The organism is Streptomyces sp. NPDC044704, assembly GCF_056433525.1.
Window position 1 is genome coordinate 24,917 of the sequence record NZ_JBWKGY010000023.1, and the last position, 19,615, is coordinate 44,531.

Annotated in this window: 19 protein-coding genes and 3 pseudogenes; 10 read left to right on the forward strand and 12 right to left on the reverse strand. The window is 70.7% G+C overall.

What is annotated here, in order from left to right; all coding sequences use genetic code 11:
* Positions 1 to 14: 14 nt before the first annotated feature.
* Positions 15 to 722: a response regulator gene (locus AC07B0_RS34910; RefSeq protein ID WP_469378532.1), complete on the reverse strand. Its 708-nt coding sequence runs from the start codon at positions 720 to 722 to the stop codon at positions 15 to 17.
* 254 nt (positions 723 to 976) lie between these two features.
* On the opposite strand from AC07B0_RS34910, the gene AC07B0_RS34915 reads away from it, so the two are divergent.
* Together AC07B0_RS34915 and AC07B0_RS34920 are read left to right on the forward strand one after the other, a co-directional pair.
* On the forward strand, positions 977 to 1,303 hold the full coding sequence (locus tag AC07B0_RS34915) for an STAS domain-containing protein (protein WP_478899949.1): 327 nt from the start codon (positions 977 to 979) through the stop codon (positions 1,301 to 1,303).
* 127 nt (positions 1,304 to 1,430) lie between these two features.
* Positions 1,431 to 1,928, forward strand: a complete 498-nt coding sequence (locus AC07B0_RS34920) for a pyridoxamine 5'-phosphate oxidase family protein (RefSeq protein WP_478899951.1) — start codon at positions 1,431 to 1,433, stop codon at positions 1,926 to 1,928.
* A 14-nt stretch (positions 1,929 to 1,942) separates the two neighbouring features.
* Here AC07B0_RS34920 and AC07B0_RS34925 read toward each other — a convergent pair whose 3' ends face one another.
* Together AC07B0_RS34925 and AC07B0_RS34930 are read right to left on the reverse strand one after the other, a co-directional pair.
* A complete protein-coding gene (locus AC07B0_RS34925; protein ID WP_478899953.1) occupies positions 1,943 to 3,661 on the reverse strand; it encodes a sensor histidine kinase in 1,719 nt (572 codons plus the stop codon).
* Between the two features lie 291 nt (positions 3,662 to 3,952).
* Positions 3,953 to 4,366 carry an arsenate reductase ArsC gene (locus AC07B0_RS34930; RefSeq protein WP_478899955.1) on the reverse strand — a complete coding sequence of 138 codons (414 nt, stop codon included), beginning with the start codon at positions 4,364 to 4,366 and terminating at the stop codon, positions 3,953 to 3,955.
* Positions 4,367 to 4,459: 93 nt separating this feature from the next.
* Between AC07B0_RS34930 and AC07B0_RS34935 the strand changes: the two genes are divergently transcribed.
* The 3 genes and pseudogenes from AC07B0_RS34935 (at position 4,460) to AC07B0_RS34945 (ending at position 6,904) form a co-directional block, all read left to right on the forward strand.
* Positions 4,460 to 4,768 carry an ArsR/SmtB family transcription factor gene (locus tag AC07B0_RS34935; protein ID WP_469378542.1) on the forward strand — a complete coding sequence of 103 codons (309 nt, stop codon included), beginning with the start codon at positions 4,460 to 4,462 and terminating at the stop codon, positions 4,766 to 4,768.
* Positions 4,765 to 5,856 carry an ACR3 family arsenite efflux transporter gene (arsB, locus tag AC07B0_RS34940; protein WP_478899958.1) on the forward strand — a complete coding sequence of 364 codons (1,092 nt, stop codon included), beginning with the start codon at positions 4,765 to 4,767 and terminating at the stop codon, positions 5,854 to 5,856. Before AC07B0_RS34935 ends, arsB begins: the two co-directional genes overlap by 4 nt.
* Positions 5,853 to 6,904: pseudogene (locus AC07B0_RS34945) on the forward strand (ArsO family NAD(P)H-dependent flavin-containing monooxygenase). The gene arsB and the pseudogene AC07B0_RS34945 overlap by 4 nt, the downstream one beginning before the upstream one ends.
* A gap of 243 nt (positions 6,905 to 7,147) precedes the next feature.
* On the opposite strand, the gene AC07B0_RS34950 reads toward AC07B0_RS34945, so the two are convergent.
* The 3 genes and pseudogenes from AC07B0_RS34950 to AC07B0_RS34960 all read right to left on the reverse strand — a co-directional run bounded on the left by AC07B0_RS34950 (position 7,148) and on the right by AC07B0_RS34960 (position 8,073).
* Positions 7,148 to 7,423: a hypothetical protein gene (locus tag AC07B0_RS34950; RefSeq protein ID WP_469378546.1), complete on the reverse strand. Its 276-nt coding sequence runs from the start codon at positions 7,421 to 7,423 to the stop codon at positions 7,148 to 7,150.
* Between the two features lie 61 nt (positions 7,424 to 7,484).
* Positions 7,485 to 7,694, reverse strand: a pseudogene (locus AC07B0_RS34955) (N-acetyltransferase family protein); the annotation flags it as partial.
* Between the two features lie 13 nt (positions 7,695 to 7,707).
* Positions 7,708 to 8,073 carry an ArsR/SmtB family transcription factor gene (locus tag AC07B0_RS34960; RefSeq protein ID WP_469378548.1) on the reverse strand — a complete coding sequence of 122 codons (366 nt, stop codon included), beginning with the start codon at positions 8,071 to 8,073 and terminating at the stop codon, positions 7,708 to 7,710.
* 114 nt (positions 8,074 to 8,187) lie between these two features.
* On the opposite strand from AC07B0_RS34960, the gene AC07B0_RS34965 reads away from it, so the two are divergent.
* The 3 genes from AC07B0_RS34965 (at position 8,188) to nhaA (ending at position 12,768) form a co-directional block, all read left to right on the forward strand.
* Positions 8,188 to 9,552 carry an NAD(P)-binding domain-containing protein gene (locus AC07B0_RS34965; RefSeq protein WP_469378550.1) on the forward strand — a complete coding sequence of 455 codons (1,365 nt, stop codon included), beginning with the start codon at positions 8,188 to 8,190 and terminating at the stop codon, positions 9,550 to 9,552.
* Positions 9,553 to 9,557: 5 nt separating this feature from the next.
* On the forward strand, positions 9,558 to 10,778 hold the full coding sequence (locus AC07B0_RS34970) for an MFS transporter (protein ID WP_469378552.1): 1,221 nt from the start codon (positions 9,558 to 9,560) through the stop codon (positions 10,776 to 10,778).
* Between the two features lie 556 nt (positions 10,779 to 11,334).
* Entirely contained in the window at positions 11,335 to 12,768 is a 1,434-nt protein-coding gene (nhaA, locus tag AC07B0_RS34975) for a Na+/H+ antiporter NhaA (protein ID WP_478899961.1), read from the forward strand.
* On the opposite strand, the gene AC07B0_RS34980 is transcribed toward nhaA, so the two are convergent.
* The 6 genes and pseudogenes from AC07B0_RS34980 to AC07B0_RS35005 form a co-directional block, all read right to left on the reverse strand.
* On the reverse strand, positions 12,702 to 13,694 hold the full coding sequence (locus AC07B0_RS34980; RefSeq protein WP_469378559.1) for an Acg family FMN-binding oxidoreductase: 993 nt from the start codon (positions 13,692 to 13,694) through the stop codon (positions 12,702 to 12,704). The two genes, nhaA and AC07B0_RS34980, sit on opposite strands and share 67 nt — an antisense overlap.
* A gap of 24 nt (positions 13,695 to 13,718) precedes the next feature.
* A complete protein-coding gene (locus AC07B0_RS34985; protein ID WP_469378561.1) occupies positions 13,719 to 14,597 on the reverse strand; it encodes a universal stress protein in 879 nt (292 codons plus the stop codon).
* 110 nt (positions 14,598 to 14,707) lie between these two features.
* A pseudogene (locus AC07B0_RS34990) lies at positions 14,708 to 15,303 on the reverse strand (CBS domain-containing protein).
* A 13-nt stretch (positions 15,304 to 15,316) separates the two neighbouring features.
* Complete coding sequence (locus AC07B0_RS34995) at positions 15,317 to 15,919, reverse strand: CBS domain-containing protein (RefSeq protein ID WP_478899963.1); 603 nt, start codon at positions 15,917 to 15,919, stop codon at positions 15,317 to 15,319.
* A gap of 101 nt (positions 15,920 to 16,020) precedes the next feature.
* Positions 16,021 to 16,890 carry a universal stress protein gene (locus AC07B0_RS35000; protein WP_478899965.1) on the reverse strand — a complete coding sequence of 290 codons (870 nt, stop codon included), beginning with the start codon at positions 16,888 to 16,890 and terminating at the stop codon, positions 16,021 to 16,023.
* A 33-nt stretch (positions 16,891 to 16,923) separates the two neighbouring features.
* Positions 16,924 to 17,589, reverse strand: coding sequence for a CBS domain-containing protein (locus tag AC07B0_RS35005; protein WP_469378567.1), 666 nt, complete (start codon positions 17,587 to 17,589; stop codon positions 16,924 to 16,926).
* Between the two features lie 260 nt (positions 17,590 to 17,849).
* On the opposite strand from AC07B0_RS35005, the gene AC07B0_RS35010 reads away from it, so the two are divergent.
* Both AC07B0_RS35010 and AC07B0_RS35015 read left to right on the forward strand, forming a co-directional pair.
* On the forward strand, positions 17,850 to 18,749 hold the full coding sequence (locus AC07B0_RS35010) for a universal stress protein (RefSeq protein ID WP_478899967.1): 900 nt from the start codon (positions 17,850 to 17,852) through the stop codon (positions 18,747 to 18,749).
* Positions 18,746 to 19,609 carry a universal stress protein gene (locus AC07B0_RS35015; RefSeq protein WP_469378571.1) on the forward strand — a complete coding sequence of 288 codons (864 nt, stop codon included), beginning with the start codon at positions 18,746 to 18,748 and terminating at the stop codon, positions 19,607 to 19,609. The genes AC07B0_RS35010 and AC07B0_RS35015 overlap by 4 nt, the downstream gene beginning before the upstream one ends.
* Positions 19,610 to 19,615: the final 6 nt, after the last annotated feature.

Below are 19,615 nucleotides of genomic sequence, written 5' to 3' on the forward strand. Positions count from 1 at the left end.
CCCGGCGCCGCCGGCTATTCCGTGGTCGGGACGGGGTGCTGGCTCGGCGGGATCAGCGTGTGGCTGGCGATCACGGCGGCTTGGACGCGGCGCTCCACACCCAACTTGGTGAACAGGCGCGAGATGATGTTCTTGACGGTCTTCTCGGCGAGGTACATCCGTTTGCCGATTTCGCGGTTGGTGAGCCCCTCGCTGACCATGACGAGGATCTCCTTCTCCCGGTCGGTGAAGCCGGGCAGGCCCGGGACCTGGTCCTCCTTGGGCACGTCGCCGCGCATGCGGGCCATCAGCCGGGTCGTGGCTCCCGGATCGAGCATGGACTGGCCGGCCGCGACCGTACGGACGGCGGTGACCAGGTCGGTTCCGGTGATCTGCTTCAGCACGTAGCCGGAGGCGCCCGCCATCACGGCGTCCAGCAGGGCCTCCTCGTCGTCGAACGAGGTGAGCATCAGGCAGGCCAGCTCGGGCATCCGCGAGCGCAGCTCGCGGCACACGCTCACGCCGTCGCCGTCCTGGAGCCGTACGTCGAGGACCGCCACTTGAGGACGCAGCGCGGGGATGCGGATCAGGGCCTGTTCCGCCGTTCCCGCCTCGCCGATGACGTTCAGGTCGGGCTCCGCGTCCAGCAGGTCGTGGACCCCGCGGCGTACGACTTCGTGGTCGTCGAGGAGGAAGACCGTGATCGGCGTCCTGGTGGGGGAGGGGGCACCGCTGTCGGTCATGACGCAACTCCTTCGCCTGGGCTCGTCCCGGGAGGACGAACTCCCGCATCCTGCCTGCCGAAGGGGCCGACCGGACAGGGCCGATCGGCCCTCATCCGACCTTTCCCGCGCGATGGGGCACCCGGGAGCAGGGACCTTCGGCCCTGCGCGCGGGGCATGTGGACCTTCCCGGGGCCGGACCGCGTGCGATGAGCTGGTACCGCACGGGAAGAGGCGCGGCTCGACCGCAGAGCCGCACGCAGCGTGGAGGTTCCATGACGACTACCTTGATCGATCTGAAGACCGCGGTGAGGAGCGACGGCGACGTGTGCGTCACCTTGGCCGGAGAACTCGACTTCCACACGGCGCGGCAGGTGGAACCCCGACTCACCGCCCTCGCCGCATACGGTCAGCGCAGCCTCGTTCTCGACCTGTCCGGGATCTCCTTCTGCGACAGCGCGGGCATCGGCCTCTTCCTGCGCGTGCACCACCGCTGCTACTCGGCAGGAACCCGGCTCCGGCTGTGCGGCGTGCCGCCGCTGGTGGCCAAGTCGATGCGGGTGCTCGGCGCCGACCGCGAGCTGCGGCTCGTGATGGCTTGACCGGGGCGGTGTCCGAAACCGGTGCCTGGTTCGGGACCGTTGGGCCCTGGTTCTCGTGGTGATCGAGAGAGAGGCTGGTGAATCGCAAGCCCCAAGGTTCGACCGATACCGGATGAAGGTGCGCAGCATGGACCAGGCCGGCGGCATACGGCGCACCGACGGTCAGGCCGACGACGTGACGGCCACCCGGCGCATGCGCCAGCTCGGCAGGGCCGAGGCGCTCAGGCTCTTGGCGACGGTGTCCCTGGGGCGCATCGTCTTCACGCACCAGGCGCTGCCCGCCGTGCGCCCGGTCAGCCATCTCGTTGAGGGCGGGGACATCATTGTGCGGATCCACGATGGCGGGGCACTCGCCTCCCTCTCGGCCCCGGCCGATGTCCCCGGTGTGGTCGTCGCCTATGAAGCGGACGCCATCGATTCCGTCACGCACCTCGGCTGGAGCGTCGTCGTCACCGGCTACGCGTGCCCGGTGACCGACGCCGATGAGGCGGCCCGGTTCGCTTCCCTGCTGCGTCCCTGGGTGGGACGCCCCATGACCCGAGCCCTGCGGATCCGTTCCGACCTCGTCGCCGGATTCCGGCTGGAGGCGGAGCGGACGCCGCCGGAGCCGACTGCCCGGGGATGATCGCGTCGGGGCCGTCAGCTCCCGGTGGGGAGCGGCGCCCGCCAGACGAGCCGACTGCCACCCTCGTCGGGGGTGTCCACGGTGAAGGACCCGCCCAGGCTCCGCGCCCGGTCGTCGAGGTTGAGCAGGCCGCTCCTACGGCCCTGGGGCGGGATGCCCCTGCCGTTGTCGGAGACCGTCAGGACGACCTCGCCCGGTTCGGCCTTGAGGGCCACGGCGACCCTGGTCGCTCCCGCGTGGCGTGCGGCGTTGCTCAGGAGCTCGCCCAGCACCGCCATGACGTGGTCGGCCACCTCGGACGGGACGTCCGTGTCGAGCAGGCCCTCCATGTTCAGGCGCGGCGGATGGCCGAGGGTGGCGGCCGCGTCGCCGACCGCCCGGGCAGCGCGAGCCCGCAGACCCTGCCCGCTCTCACGGTCCTTGGCGCGCAGACCGAAGATCGTCGATCGGATGATCTTGATGGTTTCGTCCAGGTCGTCGACCGCACGGCTGACGCGCTCGGCGGCCCCTTCGTGCTCGACGAGCCGTGCGGCGCTCTGAAGGGTCATGCCCGTGGCGAAGAGTCGCTGGATGGCCAAGTCGTGCAAGTCCCGCGCGATCCGGTCCCGCTCCTCCAGCAGCGCTATCTGCTCGGCGTCACGTCGCCGCTCCGCCAGTTCCAGGGCGATGGCCGCCTGACCCGCGAAGGCGACGAGTGGCTCCAACTCGTTCTCGCCGAAGACGGGCTCGCCGGCTGCGCGCACGAGCAGGAGTACGCCCCTGCTCTCTCCGCCGGCGGTGCCCAGCGGGACCGCGACGGCGGGGCCCAGCCCGCCCTCAGTCTGGGCATCGTCCGGGTAGCGGTCGTCGTCCGAGGCGTGCACGACCGTGACGGGTTGCCCGGTCCGGTGGGCTGTCCCGGAGAGAGTTCCCGCGATGGGGACGACAAATCCCCGCCTGGCCTTGCCGTCCGCACCCGTCGCGAACTCCACGAACAATTCCTCGGTGCCGGGAACCGGCACGCAGATGTCCGCGATCCGGGCCCCCGTGATCTCCTGGGCCCGCAGAGCGATGAGCTCCAGCACCGCCGGACGGGAACTGCCCGACAGCAGGCTTTCAGTGATTTCCGCGTTGGCCTTCAGCCACCGTTGCTGGCGCTGGGACCCCTCGTAGAGCCGGGCGTTGTCGATTGCCACGCCCGCCGCCACCGAGAGGGTGGAGATCACCGTCTCGTCCTCGGTGTCGAAATCGAACCCGCCCCGCTTGTCGGTCAGATAGAGGTTCCCGAACACCTCGTCCCGCACCCGGATCGGCACACCGAGGAACGTGCGCATGGGCGGGTGGTGCGGCGGAAACCCGTACGACGAGGAGTGAGCGCCGAGATCGGTGAGGCGCAAAGGCTCCGGGTGATGGATGACCTCCCCGAGCAGACCGTGACCGGCCGGCAGGGGACCGATTTCGGCGATGGCCCCCTCGTCGAGCCCCACGGTCAGGAACTGCGACAACGTGCGGCCGTCAGGGCCGATGACCCCCAACGCCCCGTACTCGGCGTCGACGAGCAGGGCCGCGGCCTCCACGATCCGCCGCAGGACCTGGGCCAGATCCAGCTCCCGGCCCACCGAGACGACGGCCTCCAGCAGACTGTGCACCCGATCGCGGGTGCCACGTACGGCGTCGATGCGTACTTGGAGCTCGTCGAGGAGCTCGTCCAGCCGCAGCCGAGGCACTTGCGTCAACGGATTCCCCACACCCACGTGATTCCCCTTCGCTGCCCGCCCCGTCCGGAGCCAGCGTATCGACAGCCGGCCTTGCGGGGCGGGGAGCGGGCACGATCGCGAGTGCGGGTCCCTGCTTTCGCAGCGCCTCGCAACGTGCGGGTTTCAAGAGGGCTCTTGCGAACGGCGACCTGCGGAAGCGTGATCACTCCGCTGGCTCTCGCAGAACTTTCACGGTTGAACATTCGTGAGAACGGGGAGAGGGCGGCGTCGGTGGCCGCTCGGGGAGGCCGGGAATGCTCGCGGCCTCCCCGAGCGTGCGCACTTCGCTCAGGCTGTGGGCTTCGGGGTGATCTCAGCGATCAGGTCCTCGACGAGCCTCTTGATCTCGTCGCGGATCGGGCGGACGGCTTCCACGCCCTGGCCCGCAGGGTCTTCGAGCTTCCAGTCGAGGTAGCGCTTGCCCGGGAAGACGGGGCAGGTGTCGCCGCAGCCCATGGTGATGCACACGTCCGAGGCCCTGACAGCGTCGATCGTGAGGATCTTCGGCGTTTGGGCGGACATGTCGATGCCGACCTCGCGCATCGCCTCGACCGCAGCCGGGTTGACCGACCCGGCGGGGGCGGAACCGGCGGAGCGGACCTCAACACGGTCCCCGGCGAGGTGGGTCAGCCAGGCGGCGGCCATCTGCGAGCGGCCGGCGTTGTGGACGCAGACGAACAGAACGGAGGGCTTCTCGGACACGGGTCTCTTCTCCAGGCAAGCAGGCGGGCATCAGCCGACAATGACATCAGGACCCGGTGGTGTCAGTCACCACTGATGTGAAAATATCAGTCCATGATGACGTCAGTCGACACTGACCTGATCCGGGTCCTCGCAGACCCCCTCAGGCTCCAGATCGTGACCCTGCTCGCCCGCGAGACGCTGTGCACCACGCACCTAGTGGAGGAGACCGGTGCCAAGCAGACCAACCTCTCCAACCATCTGAAGGTGCTCAGGGAAGCCGGGCTCGTGGACACCGAGCCGTGCGGCCGCTACGTCTACTACAAGCTGCGCCCGGACGTCATCGCCCAGCTCGCCGGCCAGTTCGCCGACCTGGCCGCCTCCGCCCGCACCGCTGCCGAGAACAAGAGGGCCTGTCCGTGACCCCCACCCTGGCTCCCGCGGCTACCGAAGGCGCCTCGGTCGTCCGGAAGCTCTCGACCCTGGACCGCTTCCTCGCGGTCTGGATCCTGATCGCCATGGGCCTCGGGCTCGGGCTCGGGCGGCTGATCCCCGGCCTGAACGACGCGCTCGTCAAGGTGGAGATCGGCGGGATCTCCCTGCCGATCGCCGTCGGCCTGCTCGTCATGATGTACCCGGTGCTGGCGAAGGTCCGCTACGACAAGCTCGACGCAGTCACCGGCGACCGCAGGCTGATGATCTCCTCACTGGTCATCAACTGGATTCTCGGCCCCGCCCTCATGTTCGTCCTGGCCTGGATCTTCCTCGCGGACCTGCCCGAGTACCGGACCGGTCTGATCATCGTCGGCCTCGCCCGCTGCATCGCCATGGTCATCATCTGGAACGACCTCGCTTGCGGCGACCGAGAGGCCGCCGCCGTCCTGGTCGCCCTGAACTCGGTCTTCCAGGTCCTGGCCTTCGGCATCCTGGCCTGGTTCTACCTCGACCTGCTGCCCGGTTGGCTCGGTCTCGGCGACGGCGAGCACCTCGACATCTCCATGTGGAAGATCGCCCTCAACGTGGTCATCTTCCTCGGCGTCCCGCTGCTGGCCGGGTTCCTGACCCGACGCATGGGCGAGAAGAAGCTGGGCCGCGAGACCTACGAGGCGAAGTTCCTGCCGCAGATCGGCCCCTTCGCCCTCTACGGGCTGCTCTTCACGATCGTCATCCTCTTCGCCCTCCAGGGCGCGACCATCACCTCCCAGCCGCTCGACGTCGCCCGGATCGCGCTCCCGCTACTCGTCTACTTCGCGGTGATGTGGTTCGGCACCTTCGCCCTCGGCAAGGCCATCGGTCTCAACTACGACCGCACCGCGACGCTCGCGTTCACCGCGGCGGGCAACAACTTCGAGCTGGCCATCGCGGTTGCCATCGCCACCTTCGGGGTCACCAGCGGGCAGGCCCTGTCGGGAGTCGTCGGCCCCCTCATCGAAGTCCCCGTCCTGGTCGCGCTGGTGTACGTGTCGCTGGCTTGGCGCAGGAGATTCACGGAGCAGCGCCTCACCCCATGACGCATCGCACCGGCGTGGTGGTGATCGGCGGCGGCCGGTCCGGGCTCGCCGCCGGCTACCACTGGCGCCGCCTGGGCGTCGAGCACCTCATCCTGGACGCGCAGACAGGCGCGGGCTGAGCCTGGCAGCGCACCTGGGAGTCCCTCCAACTGTTCTCCCCGGGCCGGTACTCCTCGCTGCCCGGCCGGCTCATACCGGCCCAGCCCGGCGAGCTCTACCCGGACGCCTGACACGTGTTTCCTGCCTCGCCGACTGCGAGAAGCGCTACGAACCACCCGTCCGGCACGGCGTGTGGGTCTCGGGCTGTCCACCGCGACGGCGCCTTCCTGCATGTCGAGACGGACTGTGGCGACCGGCAGGCCTGCGTGGTCATCAGCGCGATCGACACCTGGACCCGGCCCTCCATGCCCGCCGAGTCCGGCCTCCGGGAGTTCACCGGCCGTCAGCTCACACCGTGCAGTACCGCAGCCCGGCCGAGTTCGCCGGTCGGCGCGCGGTCGTGGTCGGTGGCAGCAACTCTGGCGCCCAGATCGCCGCCGACCTCGCCGGCACGGCCCAGCTGACGTGGGTCACCCAGCGGCCGCCCCGCTACCTCGCCGACGACATCGACGGCCGGGCCCTGTTCGACGCGGCCACCGCCCGCCGCCGGCCCTCGACGAAGGCCGCGGCGACACGGCGGCGTCGCCTCCCTCGGCGACATCGTCGCCGTACCCTTGGTCCGCGCCGCCCACGCCGCCGGACTGCTTCGGGCGAAGCCGATGTTCGCCCGCCTCACCGCCGTCGGCGTCGAATGGGCTGATGGCACCAGGGTCGAGGCGGACGCCGTCATCTGGTGCACCGGCTTCCGCCGGCGCTGGCCCCCTGCACCGCCCTGCGCCCGCGAGGCACCCGCGGCCGCATCGCCACCGATGGCACCCGCGCCGTGGACGAGCCTCGCCTGCATCTGCTCGGATACGGCGACTGGGCCGGCCCCGCCTCCGCCACCCTCATCGGCGTGGGCCGGCACGGACGCGACGCCGCTCACGACATCGCTGCGCTGCTGCGCTGACTGCTTCCCCACTACGCGGAAACCGTGGCGCGCCATCCTCCCAACGTGCCGGGACGCTGAAGGCGGCGAGCTGTCGAGAGCTTCGTGCTCCGGCAATTCCGGGAGGCCGTCCTCATGACTGTTGGGATTGCGAATGCCTGGGTGGCAGCCCTCGGCGGAGGCCGTTGCGCCCAGACCCACGAGTGCATCGCTGAGGCTCTGATCTGGGGCGCGTTGTCACTTGGGCGCTCGCCAACCTCTGCTTCACGCACGAGCGCGACGTCGGCTCGCTGGGCCCGCCTCACGAGGTTGCAGCCATCGGTTTGCTCGTGTGCAGGACAGGTTGGAGCGCCATGCCGGCAGATCCCGGTCGAGTTTCTGCTTCACGATCTGGGCACTCGCGATGATTTCCTGCTGTGTGCCCCGGTTCCTCAAGCGGCTGGAGACCATCGCCCCGGGCTCATTGGCCGGAACATAGGTTTTCGGCAGACGGAGGAACTCGGCGAGTACGGTGCGCGCCCACGCGACGTCGACAGCCATCCACGCATGATCGCCCCCGCCGCCGACACCCGGGGCGCGAACGCTCGGTACGTGGTCGGCCGACCCCTGGGCTGCGGCGCTCCAGCAGGACCACGTCCCGCCAGGCGCCGTGATGGCGGCCGATGGGCTCGCGGGTGCCGATGACCCGGAATCCGGCCCGCGCGTGGACGGCGAGGCTGGCGGCGTTCTCGGGGAAGATCCCGGACTGGATCGTCCGGATCCCCGCGGCTTCGGTCGACTCCACCAGCGCCGCCAGGAGCTGCCCGGTGACGTGATGGTGATGCTCACGCGGTGGCCGCGCGGGTAAGGAGCTGACCCATGGCCGCGAGGACGGTCGGTTCGACCCGGTAGTACACCCAGGTCCCGCGCCGTTCGGAGGAGAGCAGGCCCGCCTCGCGAAGCTTCTTCAGGTGGTGGGAGACGGTGGGCTGGGAGACACCGACGTCGGAGATGTCGCACACGCACGCCTCACCGCCCTCGTGGGAGGCGACGGCGGAGAACAGGCGCAGGCGTACCGGGTCGCCGAGGGCCTTGAACATCAGGGCGGTCCGTTCGGCCTCCTCGGCCGTCAGCGGGCGCTCGGTCAGGGGTGGGCAGCACGGGGCCACGGCCTCCGGCTCCAGCAGCGGCAACACCTTCACAGGGGACATGCCCTCATCATCCTTCGAATTTCGACAGATGTCTATGTTGACCAACGTCGATGCCGGGTGCATTCTTGAGGCGTCAGGACATCGACAGACGTCGAATCAATTGGGGAGCCCGTCGTGAACGCATCTACCGAAGCCCTGCCCGTCGCCGTGATCGGAGCGGGCCCCGCCGGCCTGGCGGCCGCAGCCCACCTCACCGGGCGCGGCATCGAGCCCCTGGTCCTGGAAGCCGGAGCGGCCGCCGCCACCGCGGTACGCGAATGGGGTCACGTTCGGCTGTTCTCCACCTGGTCTGAGCTCGTGGACCCGGCCGCCGAGAAGCTTCTGGCTCCTACCGGCTGGACGGCACCCGACGGCGCGACGTACCCCTCCGGCGCCGACTGGGCCGCTCTCTACCTCCAGCCCCTCGCCGACGTCCTCGGGAAAAGGGTCCGCTACGGCGCCACCGTCACCGGCGTCTCCCGCCTCGGCCGCGACCGGATCGTGGACGCCGACCGCGAGCAGCAGCCCTTCACCGTGCGCATCGCGAACGCGGACGGCACCGAGGAACGCATCCTGGCCTCCGCCGTCATCGACGCCTCCGGCACCTGGTCCACCCCGAGCCCCATCGGCGGCGACGGCCTGCCCGCCCTCGGCGAGAAGGCTGCCGGCGACCGGATCTCCTACCGCATCCCCGACATCAAGAACCCGGCCACCCGGGCCCGGTACGCGGGCAAGCGCACCGCCGTCATCGGCTCGGGCGCCTCCGCCTTCACCGCGCTGGCCTACCTCGCCGACCTCGCCAAGGCCGAGGACGCCACCGGCACACATGCCACATGGATCCTGCGCCGCGGTATCTCCGGCTCCACCTTCGGCGGCGGCAGCGCCGACCAGCTCCCCGCCCGCGGAGCCCTCGGCCTGGCCGCCAAGGCTGCCGTCGACAACGGCTACGCCGACGCCGTCACCGGCTTCCGCACCGACGCCATCCAGCACGACAGCGACGGCCGCCTGATCCTGGTCGCCGAGGACGGCCGCCGCCTCGACGCGGTCGACGAGGTCATCGTCCTGACCGGCCTGCGCCCCGACCTGTCCTTCGTCTCCGAGCTGCGCCTGGGCCTGGACGAGCGCCTCCAGGCACCGGTCGAGCTCGCGCCGCTGATCGATCCGAACCAGCACTCGTGCGGCACCGTCTACCCGCACGGCGTGAACGAACTGTCGCACCCCGAACAGGGCGTCTACCTCGTCGGCATGAAGTCCTACGGCCGCGCGCCGACCTTCCTCGCCATGACCGGCTACGAGCAGGTCCGCTCCATCGCCGCCCACCTCGCAGGCGACCAGGAAGCCGCCGAACGCGTGGAACTCACCCTCCCCGAGACCGGAGTCTGCGGCGGCGCCGGCCTCTTCGACCAGCCCGCGGCCGCCGAAGAGACCAGCGGCGGCTGCTGCGCGGCGCCCGCGACCCTCACCGTCGGCCCCCCCGCCCCCTCTTCCGGCGGCTGCTGAACAACATGCCGCACACCGAGGCCGGTGTGGCCGCGACCGGGACGGGGGTCCGGTCGCGGCCACGCGCCGCACTGCCCGCCCTGTGCGTCACCCAGATCACCAGCTGGGGCATCCTCTACTACGCCTTCCCCGTCCTGAACCCCGCCATCACCGCCGACACCGGCTGGAGCGCGGGCGCCACCGCCGCCGCGTTCTCCGCCGCCCTCCTCGTCTCCGCCCTCACCGGTATCTACGTCGGCCGCGTCCTGGACCACCGCGGCCCCCGCCTCGTCATGACCGCCGGCTCCGTCGTCGGCGTGCTCAGCCTGCTCACCGTGGCCGCCGCCCCCAACCTCGCCGTCTTCTCCGCAGGGTGGCTGCTGGCCGGAGCGGCGATGGCCGCCACCTTCTACCAGCCCGCCTTCGCCGCCCTCACCCGCTGGTGGGCCCCCAACCACATCCACGCCCTGACCATCGTCACCCTCGCTGGCGGCCTGGCCTCCACGCTCTACGCACCCCTGACCGCCGTCCTCGCCGACCACATGTCCTGGCGCGCCACTTACACCGCGCTCGCCGCGATCCTCGCCCTCGTCACGATCCCCGCCCACGCCCTCGCACTCAAAGCCCCCTGGCCGCCCGCCGCCAAAGGCCCCGCCCATGCCGCCGAGGGCAGAGGTCGTGTGGTGCGCAGCAGGGCTTTCGGGATGCTGGCCGCCGCCTTCGCCCTCTCCGGGTTCGCGATGTACGCCGTCGTGATGGGGCTCGTTCCCCTCCTGCTCGAACGCGGATACACCACCTCCCAAGCCGCCTGGGCCCTCGGACTCGGCGGCGCCGGACAGACTCTCGGCCGCACCCTCTACGCCGCCCTGGCCCGCCGCACCGGCGTGACCGCCCGAACCACCGCACTGGTCGGACTCGGCGGCCTCACCACCGCCGCTCTCGCGGTCATCGCCGGGCCCTACGCACTCTTGGTCGCACTCGCCGTGGTCGCGGGAACAGTCCGCGGCAACCTCACCCTCCTCCAGGCCACTGCCGTCACCGACCGCTGGGGCACCACCCACTACGGCCGTCTCTCCGGGCTCCTTGCCGCACCGGCCCACACCGCGGCCGCCCTCGCCCCCTTCGTCGGCGCCGCCCTCGCCGCACCGCTCGGCGGCTACCCCGCCCTGTTCGTACTCCTCGCCGCTCTCTCCGCCGTGGCTGCCGTCACCAGCCTCGGAACCCGCCCGCCCGGCCTGCCCACATGACTCCGTGCTCCGCCGGGCTGCTCGGTGCAGAGCAGTTCAGCCCTGCCCGGCCTCGACACGGCGAGCGCGAGGCCTGCTGCGGAGCGTGCGCGAGTACGAGCAGGCCGCCACCGAACAGGCCGACGAACTCCGGGCTCAGCCGGCCACACGCCGAAACGCTCCGCACGCGCCTGCATCACGCCTCGCCTGCCGGGCCCTGAACCGCGATGACCCGCCACCCCGCTCGCTGTCTGGCCTCGCCCCTGCTGGAGAGGGGCGCGATCCGCGCGATCGCTGGCGCTGCCTTCTACACGATGCCCGCCGAGCGGCCCGAGCCCTACGCGGCCGCCGCACTCGTGCTCGCCGCCATCGCTGGATGGTGTTGCGCCTTACTCCAAAACTGACAACAGCCTGACACCGTTGTGATCTTGCGGAGGCTCCGGGGCAGACAGCCCGCCCTCCGGTGGATACGGTGTAGAGAACGCGTCAAGAGCTGGCGCGCGGTGTGCCGGGAAGTCTGGTCGGCGTCCTGGGGGCAGTGTGCCCTCTCGTCGTCGACGTACCGGAGGCCACTGCCATGGCCGGCACCCGCTCCCCTTTCCTCGGACTGCTGCCCTTGCCGGAACGGCAGGCGATCACCCGCGCCCTGCGCACCGAGACCGTCGGCGGCCTGGTCCTCCTCGGTGCGGCCGTCCTCGCGCTGATCTGGGCCAACAGCCCGTGGAGCGCGCCATACGCGTCCGTGCGCGACTTCCACTTCGGGATACCGGCGCTCGGCCTGGACCTGTCGGTGGGGCACTGGACGGCGGACGGGCTGCTGGCCGTGTTCTTCCTCGTGGCCGGGATCGAGCTGAAGCGCGAGCTGGTCGTCGGTGAGCTGCGTACCCCGGCCACAGCCGCGCTGCCGGTCATCGCCGCGTTGTGCGGGATGGCCGTACCCGCCGCCCTCTACCTGGCCACCACCACGGCGGGCGGCGGCAGCAGTGCGGGCTGGGCGGTCCCGATGGCCACGGACATCGCCTTCGCCCTCGCCGTCCTCGCGGTGCTCTCCACCCACCTGCCGGCCGCCCTGCGCGCCTTCCTCCTCACCCTCGCCGTCGTCGACGACCTGGGCGCGATCCTGATCATCGCGGTGTTCTTCACCTCCGACCTGAACATGTGGGCGCTCGCCGGAGCCGCCGGGGGCCTGGTGCTCTTCTACCTGCTGCAGCGGCTGCGGGTGCGCGGCTGGTGGTGGTACGTGCCCCTCGGGGTAGTGACCTGGGCACTGATGTACAACGGCGGCGTCCACGCCACCGTCGCCGGCGTCGCCATGGGCCTGATCCTGCGCACCACCCGTGACGTAGGCGAGGACGTCTCGCCCGCTTCGCGGGTCTCGCACCTGGCCCACCCGCTCTCCGCCGGTATCGCGGTGCCGCTGTTCGCGCTGTTCGCTGCCGGGGTGAGCATCTCCGGCCCCGCCCTGGGCGCGGTGTTCACCAGCCACGAGCCCCTCGCTGTGGTGATCGGCCTGGTCGTCGGCAAGACGGCGGGCATCTTCGCCGGAACCTACCTGGCCGCCCGCTTCACCCGTGCCCAGCTCAACCCCGACCTCGCCTGGGCCGATGTCCTGGGCCTGTCCGTACTGGCCGGAATCGGCTTCACCGTCGCCCTCCTCATCGCAGAACTCGCCTTCCCCGGCAGCCAGACCGGCGAGCACGTCAAGGCCGCCGTGCTCGTCGCCTCGCTGATCGCCGCGGTCCTCGCAGCCGTCCTGCTGCGTCGGCGCAACACCGTCTACCGGCGGCTGTACGAGGCCGAGAACGCTGACGCCGACAACGACGGCATCCCCGATGTCTACCAGCACGACACGGCTGCCGAGGGCACCACCGCCCGTCCTGGCCCAGTAGCCGACAGCATGCTCACCCTGCTGCCCGCCGGACTGGCGATGCGCGCCGGTGGTGTTTACACCCGGATTTCCAGGACCTCGGTCAACGGGCGGCGGGGCGTGTCGGGGCCTGCGGGGCCGTAGCCGAGGCGGAAGACCATTTGCACGTGTCCCATGGCCGCGACCGGGTCGCGAACCGTCCAGCGCAACTCCGGCCATTCCAGGGGATGTGACGTCATCGACGTGGCGAGGCCGTCGGCAGTGGCCTGCAGAAGGACCCGCTCCATTGCCTGGCCTGCATGCAGCCAGTCGGCCCTCGTGTCCCCCGGGGTGCTCAGCAGAGCCAGTTGCGGCCGCTGCTCGAACACGGCCCAGCCGCGATCCGGTATCGGGTTGGCCCAGCCGAAGTCACGTACGGGCGTGCGGCCGCCAGAAGCCTTCGGTCCGAACGCGGCGGCGGGAATGCCGTCACTGCGCGCGCCCGGAGCGTCCTGCGTCGGGGAGGCCCAGGCCGCGGTTTCCGCCCGGGCGAGCGGATCGATCTCCTCGCGGTGTTCTGCGTCCCGCACCAACCCGAGCACGGTGTCGATGTGCCAGGTGTCCGGTACGGTGAGGCGGCAGCCTTCCAAGTGGGCGGCGGCCCGCAGACCGTCGAGCAGTGCGGTCGGCACCGGCTCCTCGCTGAAGGGGTACCGGCTGGTGTGCCGACGCCGGACGGCGTCGTGCAGGGAGGCGAGCTCGCGGTCCGCGCCCGCAGTTTCGTCGATGGTCACGGTGGCGAGCAGCCATGGTTCGTCGTGGTCGGACAAGAGCTGGATGCGGACCGGGAGACCGATCCAGGCCGCGGACACGCGCAGGTTGAACAGCGCCGCGGCGCAACCGAGGTGGAGGCTGCGGTGGTTCGGGTCGGTCCGCGTCATCGCGCGTTCCGGGTCGCCGTACAGGGCGAGAGCGCCGCTGCCGGAATGGAACACAAACTTCCATGGTTGGGCGTTGTGCATGGACGGGGCGGTGACGGCGTCGCCGACGAGCTGGATGACGGTGTCGGGGTCGAGGTGTGTTGCGGTCACGGGACTGGTCCTGTCTGTGCGGCCTCAGTCGTGTGCCACGACGGCGACCGGTGAGGTGGCGTGGTGCATCACCGCGTGGGTGATGGGGCCGATGCGGGCGCCGAGTGCCGGACGGCGGATACGCCGGCCGACCACGACGAGTGCCGCGCCGGACGCGGCGTCCAGGATCTGGATGGCGGGCTGGCCGATGACGATGCGGGCATCGAGGGTGAGCCGCGGGTACTTCCTCTCCCAGGGGCGCAGCAGCTCGCTGAGCGTGGTCTTTAGTCCGTCGGCCATCTCCCTCTCGACGCCGGGGTCGAGGACGGGAGCGTAGGAGAAGACCGGCGGGAGCGACCAGCCGTGTACGACGACGAGCGGGCAGGCCCGCCGGTCCGCTTCCTCGCAGGCGAAAGCGAGGAGCCGGTCGCAGTTGCTGCGCAGGTCCACTCCGAGCACCACCGGTCCGGCACCACCCGCGTGCATGGGCGGACGGTCTTGGCCGTCGACGGAGCGCACGAGGACGACGGGCGTGTCGGTCTCGGGGATGGTCGCCGAACCGGTCGCGCCCACGATGAACCCGGCAATGGCGCCGAGACCGCGTGAGCCGAGCACGAGCAGGTCCGCATCGGCTGCGGAGGCGGCGAGGACCTTGGAGGCCGTGAGTCCTTTCGTGCCGTGGGTGCTGATGTCGAGCGTGCCGTATTCGCGCAGCAGCCGGTCCCGTGTGCGCGAAAGGAGCTCCTCCGCCCACTGATCACGCGGTTCAGGGAGCGGCACGGCGAAAGGACCGTACTGCGCCCAGTCTTCCGCGTGGACGAGTTCCAGCGCCGCGCCACGCAGTTCGGCCTCGTGGGCGGCCCAGTCGGCAGCGGCGGTGTCGGCGCCCGCTCCGTCCAGACCTACCGTGATCCGGTTCGACATGGTGTTCCTCCCGGGGCGTATGGTCGGCTTCTCTCAGCCTCGTCCGCTCGTCCTGCCCTGGGAAGGACCGAGCGGCCCATCCGGGGACCGACCGGCCCCTGCTTGCCCACTCAGCTCGGCTCGGCCTCGGCACAGGTCGGTCTGTTGTCGACGTCGACGACCCCGTCGACGCTCTGGCAAAGACGCACCACCACGGGCAGCAGCCCGGGCTGCTGCCTGGTGCCGCTGAGCGTCACCAGGCCGTCGTCGACTTCGACGTTGATGGCCGAAGGAGCCAGGTGGAGAGTCCGGGTGAGGACGTCCTCGAGGATCTCTTCCTGTATCGCGTGGTCGCGGCGGAGGAAGAGCTGGACCAGATCGCTACGACTGAGGACGCCGACCACGCGGCCTTCCTCATCGACGACCGGAAGCCGCTTGACCCGGTGGCGCTGCATGACCCGGGCCGCGCGGACCACACTCCACTCCGGCGAGCTGTGAGAGCCGGGCTCGTCATCAGCTCCTCGGCCGTCGCCGCACCACCGGCGGGCCGCCGGCGGAGAAGGCCGGCTTCGGAGACGACGCCCACCGGGTGCCCGGTTTCGTCGATCACGGGCATGACGGTGATATCGAACTCCTTCAGGAGCCTGGCGATCTCCTTGAATGCGGTCGTGCGCCGGACGGTGAGGGCGGTGGGCGTCACCAGGTCCGCGACGCTACGGTGCCTCATAGAGGTGATGCCCTCATGCGGAGACGGGGACGGTGAAATCCGTCTTGACGTCGACGACGCCCGGTACGGTGCCGGCGGCGCGAACGACGACGTCTTCCATCGCGGAGTCCGGCAGCGATCCGTTGAGGCAGACGATGCCGTTGGCGACGTGGACGTGTACTTCGGCGGAACCGTGGGGGATCAGCTGGTACATGATCAATTCGCGGATCTCGGCACCGATGTCGTCGTCCGGCCGCAGGAAGACCTTGAGCAGGTCGCCGCGGCTGACGACGCCGACGAGGCGGCCGTCGCCGTCGACCACGGGAAGGCGCTTGAGGTGCCCGCGGGCCATCAGACGCGCCGCGGCGGGGATGGTGGCGTCCTTCGTGACGGTCACTGCCGGGCGCGTCATCAGCTGCTCGGCGGTGGTGTCGTGGGCCGTGTCGGTTCCTTGGGGCTCGAGCAGCAGGTCGGCTTCGGAGACGACGCCGACCACCTGTCCGTCCTGTGCCAGGACGGGGAGCGCGCTGACGTTCCACATCCGCAGCGCTTCCACGATGTCCTTGAACGCGGTTCCTTGGTCGACGGAGATCACGGCGTGTGTCATGACGTCCTCGACGCTGCGCAGGTGCCTCATGGCCTTCCTCCTCGATGAAACGGCCGGAACTCGAAATGGTCTGACCCGTCCGTAGGTAGTGCCGTGCGGAGGGTTCGGGGCGTGTTCCGCCTACCGCTCCTTCAGTCGTGGGCGATGACGGCCACGGGGGCTGCTGCGTGGTGCAGGACCGCGTGGGCGACCGAGCCGAGGTGCGCGCCGAGGGGAGAGCGGCGCGCATGGCGTCCCACGACGACGAGTCCCGCACCCTGCGAGGCACGGACGAGATGTCCGCCCGCCGATCCCATGAAGACGTTCTGGCTGACGTTCACGTCGGGGAACTTGTGCTGCCAGGGCAGCAGCATGTCGTCCGTCATGTGTGTGACGCTCCTGCCGATGTCCCGTTCGTTGTCCGGGTCGAAGAAGGGGACGTAGCTGTAGGCGGCCGGCATCTTCCAGCCGTGGACAGCCCGCAGCGGGCAGTTGCGCCGGGCCGCCTCTTCGAAGGCGAAGGCGAGTACCCGGTCGCAGGCCTCGTGAATGTCGACCCCCACGACGACCTCGGCTGCGAATCCGGTGCCCGGGCCGTCCGGGTCGTCGGCGACGCGAACGAGCACGACCGGCGTGTCGGTCCCGACCACTGTGGACATCGCCACCGAGCCGACGATGAATCCGACCAGGCCGCCCAGCCCGCGCGATCCCAGAACCAGCAGCCCGGCGTCGGCTGCCTCGGCCGCGAGGGCGGCGGCCGGCCGTGCTGTCAGGCAGCGTGTCGTGATCTCCAGCAGCGGGTGGCGCCCGTGCAGCTCCTGAGCCGCTTCGGCCAGGGCCTGATCCGCCCAGCGATCTACGTCCTGGCGGCCCACACCGGGGAACACCGGGTCCAGGGGCCAGTCGACGGCGTGCACGAGACGCAGGGGCACCTGCCTCAGGACGGCTTCCCGCGCGGCCCAGCGTGCTGCTGCCCGGCTCTCCTCGGAGCCGTCGACTCCGACGGTCACGTGGTTCTTCATGGCTCTGACTCCCTTCGTGCGGTCCGGCGCTCATCACCACGGCATTGCGTGCCGGGCATGGTCCGCGTGGGTTGCCGTGTCGTCGGTGCGGGCGGTGACACGGGATGCCACCGCGACGACCCCGTCGAGCCGTTCGACGAGGCTGAGAAGTGCGGGGAGCTGACTCCGGCGCTCGACCTGGCCGTCCAGGGTGACGATGCCGTCCACCACGTGAACGTCGACGTCACCGGCCGGCACACCGAGCACGTCCGTGAGGACGTCGTCGGTGACACGCCGGCGTATCTCGGAGTCCGGGCGCAGGAACACGCGTAGCAGGTCCCGGCGGGTGACGATGCCGACGAGCCGGTCCTCCACGTCCACGACGGGGAGGCGTTCGATGCTCCGGCGGGTCATCAGCCGCGCGGCGTCAGCCGCTGTCTCTTCGGCATGGACGGTGACCGCGGGCGCGGACATGACCCCGCCCGCGCACGGCGGCCCAGCTGCCGTGCTGCTCTGCCCGGCGGAATGGGAGCCCGACATCGTGTGGGCGAGTAGGTCGGTCTGCGAGACGACGCCCACCACACGATCCTCGTCGTCCAGGACAGGAACTCCGGAGACGTCGTACTGGGCGAGGAGCTTCGCGACGTCCTTGAAGGCGGTACCCGGGGCCACGGAGACGACCTCGTCGGTCATCAGGTCCGCCACCTTGAGATGCTTCATGAGGCCCTCCTGCTCCGCCGTGTCACGCGAGGCTGATGTCCGGTGTGGGGTGTGCCCCCACCATCCACCGGTGACCGCTGGTGAGCGAGGGCCGAACGGCCCCGTTCAGGGGCCCGTAGGGGTCCGGGGTGGCGGGTCGCGACGTTGGGGACCTTTGGTCCCATCTGCGGCCCCGGGCGGCCCTCTTCCCAGAGCGTCGACGCTGCCAGCGTGAGGGGTGTCCCTCACAGGCTTCTCGGTTGGGAGGAATCGTGGAAACTATGTTCCGCACCCCGGACACCAGCTCGGTCACGGTCGGCGTGGACGGCTCGGAATCGGCGCGCGTCGCCGCCCTGTGGGCGGCCAAGGAAGCCGTCCGCCGTGACCGTCCTCTGCACATCGTCTACGGCGCCGACACCGACGGCAGGGCCTTGTACCTGTCGGCGGAGACCATCGAACGGGTCCGCGTCAACGGACGGGCACTCCTGGACGATACGGCGAAGGCTGTGTCGGCCGAGTACCCCGGGCTGACCGTGACCACCGAATTCAGCCGCGCTGGCGCCGTAGACACCCTGCACCGGGCCGGCGGGCTCCACGGCACGGTCGTGGTGGGCAACCGCGGCCTGGGCGGGTTCAACTCCCTCATGCTCGGCTCGGTCGGGCTGGGGACCGCGGCCATCGCCATGACGCCCGTCATCGTCGTCCGAGGCATCGACGGGGCCGAGGAGAGCGGCACGGTCCTCGCGGCGATCCGCGATGAGCACGACCTCCTGATCGCCCGGTACGCCGCCAAGGAAGCCGAGCTGCACAAGGCCTCCTTGCGGCTGCTGCACGTGTGGAACGTGCTCCAGTCCGTCGGGGAGGTGGTCAGCATGCTCGACGGCGTGGACGAGATCGCAGGCGGGCACGCAGAGACCCTGCGGGCCGTCGCGGACGTGGTCCGCGGCGAGTCTCCGGACCTGGAGGTTCAGGCCGATGCGGAGAAGAGCATCTCCGTGGCCGGTGTCCTGGTCGAGGCGTCCCGGCACGCCGACCTGCTCGTCATGGGCGGGCGCCGGGTCCCAGGGTCCCTCGGACTCGCCCCCAACCTGGGCAAGGCCACGCACAGCCTGCTGCACCACGCCCACTGCCCCGTCCTCCTCATTCCCCGGACCGGCAGCGACTTCGGGAGCCAGTCATGACCATCCACCCCGCAGGAAGCCGTGACATCGTCGTGGGCATCGACCCGGCCAGGGACTGGCACCTTGCCCTGGCCTGGGCCGCCGACGAGGCACAACGACGACGGCTCCCGCTGCGCCTGGTGCTCGCCGTACCGCCCCAGCACGACACCCAGCATGTCGACGACACCCTCCGGCAGACGGCCCTGAGGCAGGCTGGATCCGACCGGCTCGAACAAGCGCGCAACTGGGTACGTGACCGCCACCCCGAGGTGGCTGTCACCGGTGACCTGCTGAGCGGCTTCCCCGCTCCCGTGCTGGGCGGCGCGGCGCGAGAAGCCCGCATGATCGTCCTCGGGTCCCGGCACCTGAGCCGAACCGCCGAGTTCTTCAGCGCTGGCTCGCTCGTGGTCCCCGTCACCGCCCAGGCCCGTTGCCCGGTCGTCGTCGTGGGCGACGCCGAGCACATCAGCCAGCAGCCGCCCTATGTCATCGCCGGGATCGACGGCAGCGCGTCCGCCACGGCCGCGCTGACCTTCGCCTTCGACGAGGCCGACCTTCGAGGGGCGGCGCTGCGGGTCGTCTGCGTGTGGGAGCCGCCGCTCATCATGCTGGACAGCGAGGAGGTGGCGCTGCACGCCCAGCGCACCCTGCTCTCGGAGGCCACCGCCGGCCTGTCAGAGAAGTACCCGGACGTGCACGTGACACACGAGGTCCTCACCGGCCACCCCGTCGAGGAACTGGCCCGGGCCGCCGAGCACGCCCTGGCCGTCGTAGTGGGCCGCCGCGGCCGCGGCGGCTACACCGGCATGCGGATCGGATCCGTCGTCCACGGCCTCCTGCACCGCGCGCACTGCCCGGTGATCACCGTCTCCACCGGATGAACCGGC

Bases quoted from the DNA above. Each gene is read 5' to 3' on its own strand.
- AC07B0_RS35015 (WP_469378571.1), top strand. From the start codon at position 18,746: ATGACCATCCACCCCGCAGGAAGCCGTGACATCGTCGTGGGCATCGAC.
- nhaA (WP_478899961.1), top strand. From the start codon at position 11,335: ATGGCCGGCACCCGCTCCCCTTTCCTCGGACTGCTGCCCTTGCCGGAA.
- AC07B0_RS34985 (WP_469378561.1), bottom strand. From the start codon at position 14,597: ATGTCGAACCGGATCACGGTAGGTCTGGACGGAGCGGGCGCCGACACC.
- AC07B0_RS35005 (WP_469378567.1), bottom strand. From the start codon at position 17,589: ATGAAGCATCTCAAGGTGGCGGACCTGATGACCGACGAGGTCGTCTCC.
- AC07B0_RS34950 (WP_469378546.1), bottom strand. From the start codon at position 7,423: ATGGCTGTCGACGTCGCGTGGGCGCGCACCGTACTCGCCGAGTTCCTC.
- AC07B0_RS35000 (WP_478899965.1), bottom strand. From the start codon at position 16,890: ATGAAGAACCACGTGACCGTCGGAGTCGACGGCTCCGAGGAGAGCCGG.
- AC07B0_RS34915 (WP_478899949.1), top strand. From the start codon at position 977: ATGACGACTACCTTGATCGATCTGAAGACCGCGGTGAGGAGCGACGGC.
- AC07B0_RS34995 (WP_478899963.1), bottom strand. From the start codon at position 15,919: ATGAGGCACCTGCGCAGCGTCGAGGACGTCATGACACACGCCGTGATC.
- AC07B0_RS35010 (WP_478899967.1), top strand. From the start codon at position 17,850: ATGTTCCGCACCCCGGACACCAGCTCGGTCACGGTCGGCGTGGACGGC.
- AC07B0_RS34970 (WP_469378552.1), top strand. From the start codon at position 9,558: ATGCCGCACACCGAGGCCGGTGTGGCCGCGACCGGGACGGGGGTCCGG.
- AC07B0_RS34935 (WP_469378542.1), top strand. From the start codon at position 4,460: ATGATGACGTCAGTCGACACTGACCTGATCCGGGTCCTCGCAGACCCC.
- AC07B0_RS34920 (WP_478899951.1), top strand. From the start codon at position 1,431: ATGGACCAGGCCGGCGGCATACGGCGCACCGACGGTCAGGCCGACGAC.
- AC07B0_RS34960 (WP_469378548.1), bottom strand. From the start codon at position 8,073: ATGTCCCCTGTGAAGGTGTTGCCGCTGCTGGAGCCGGAGGCCGTGGCC.
- AC07B0_RS34910 (WP_469378532.1), bottom strand. From the start codon at position 722: ATGACCGACAGCGGTGCCCCCTCCCCCACCAGGACGCCGATCACGGTC.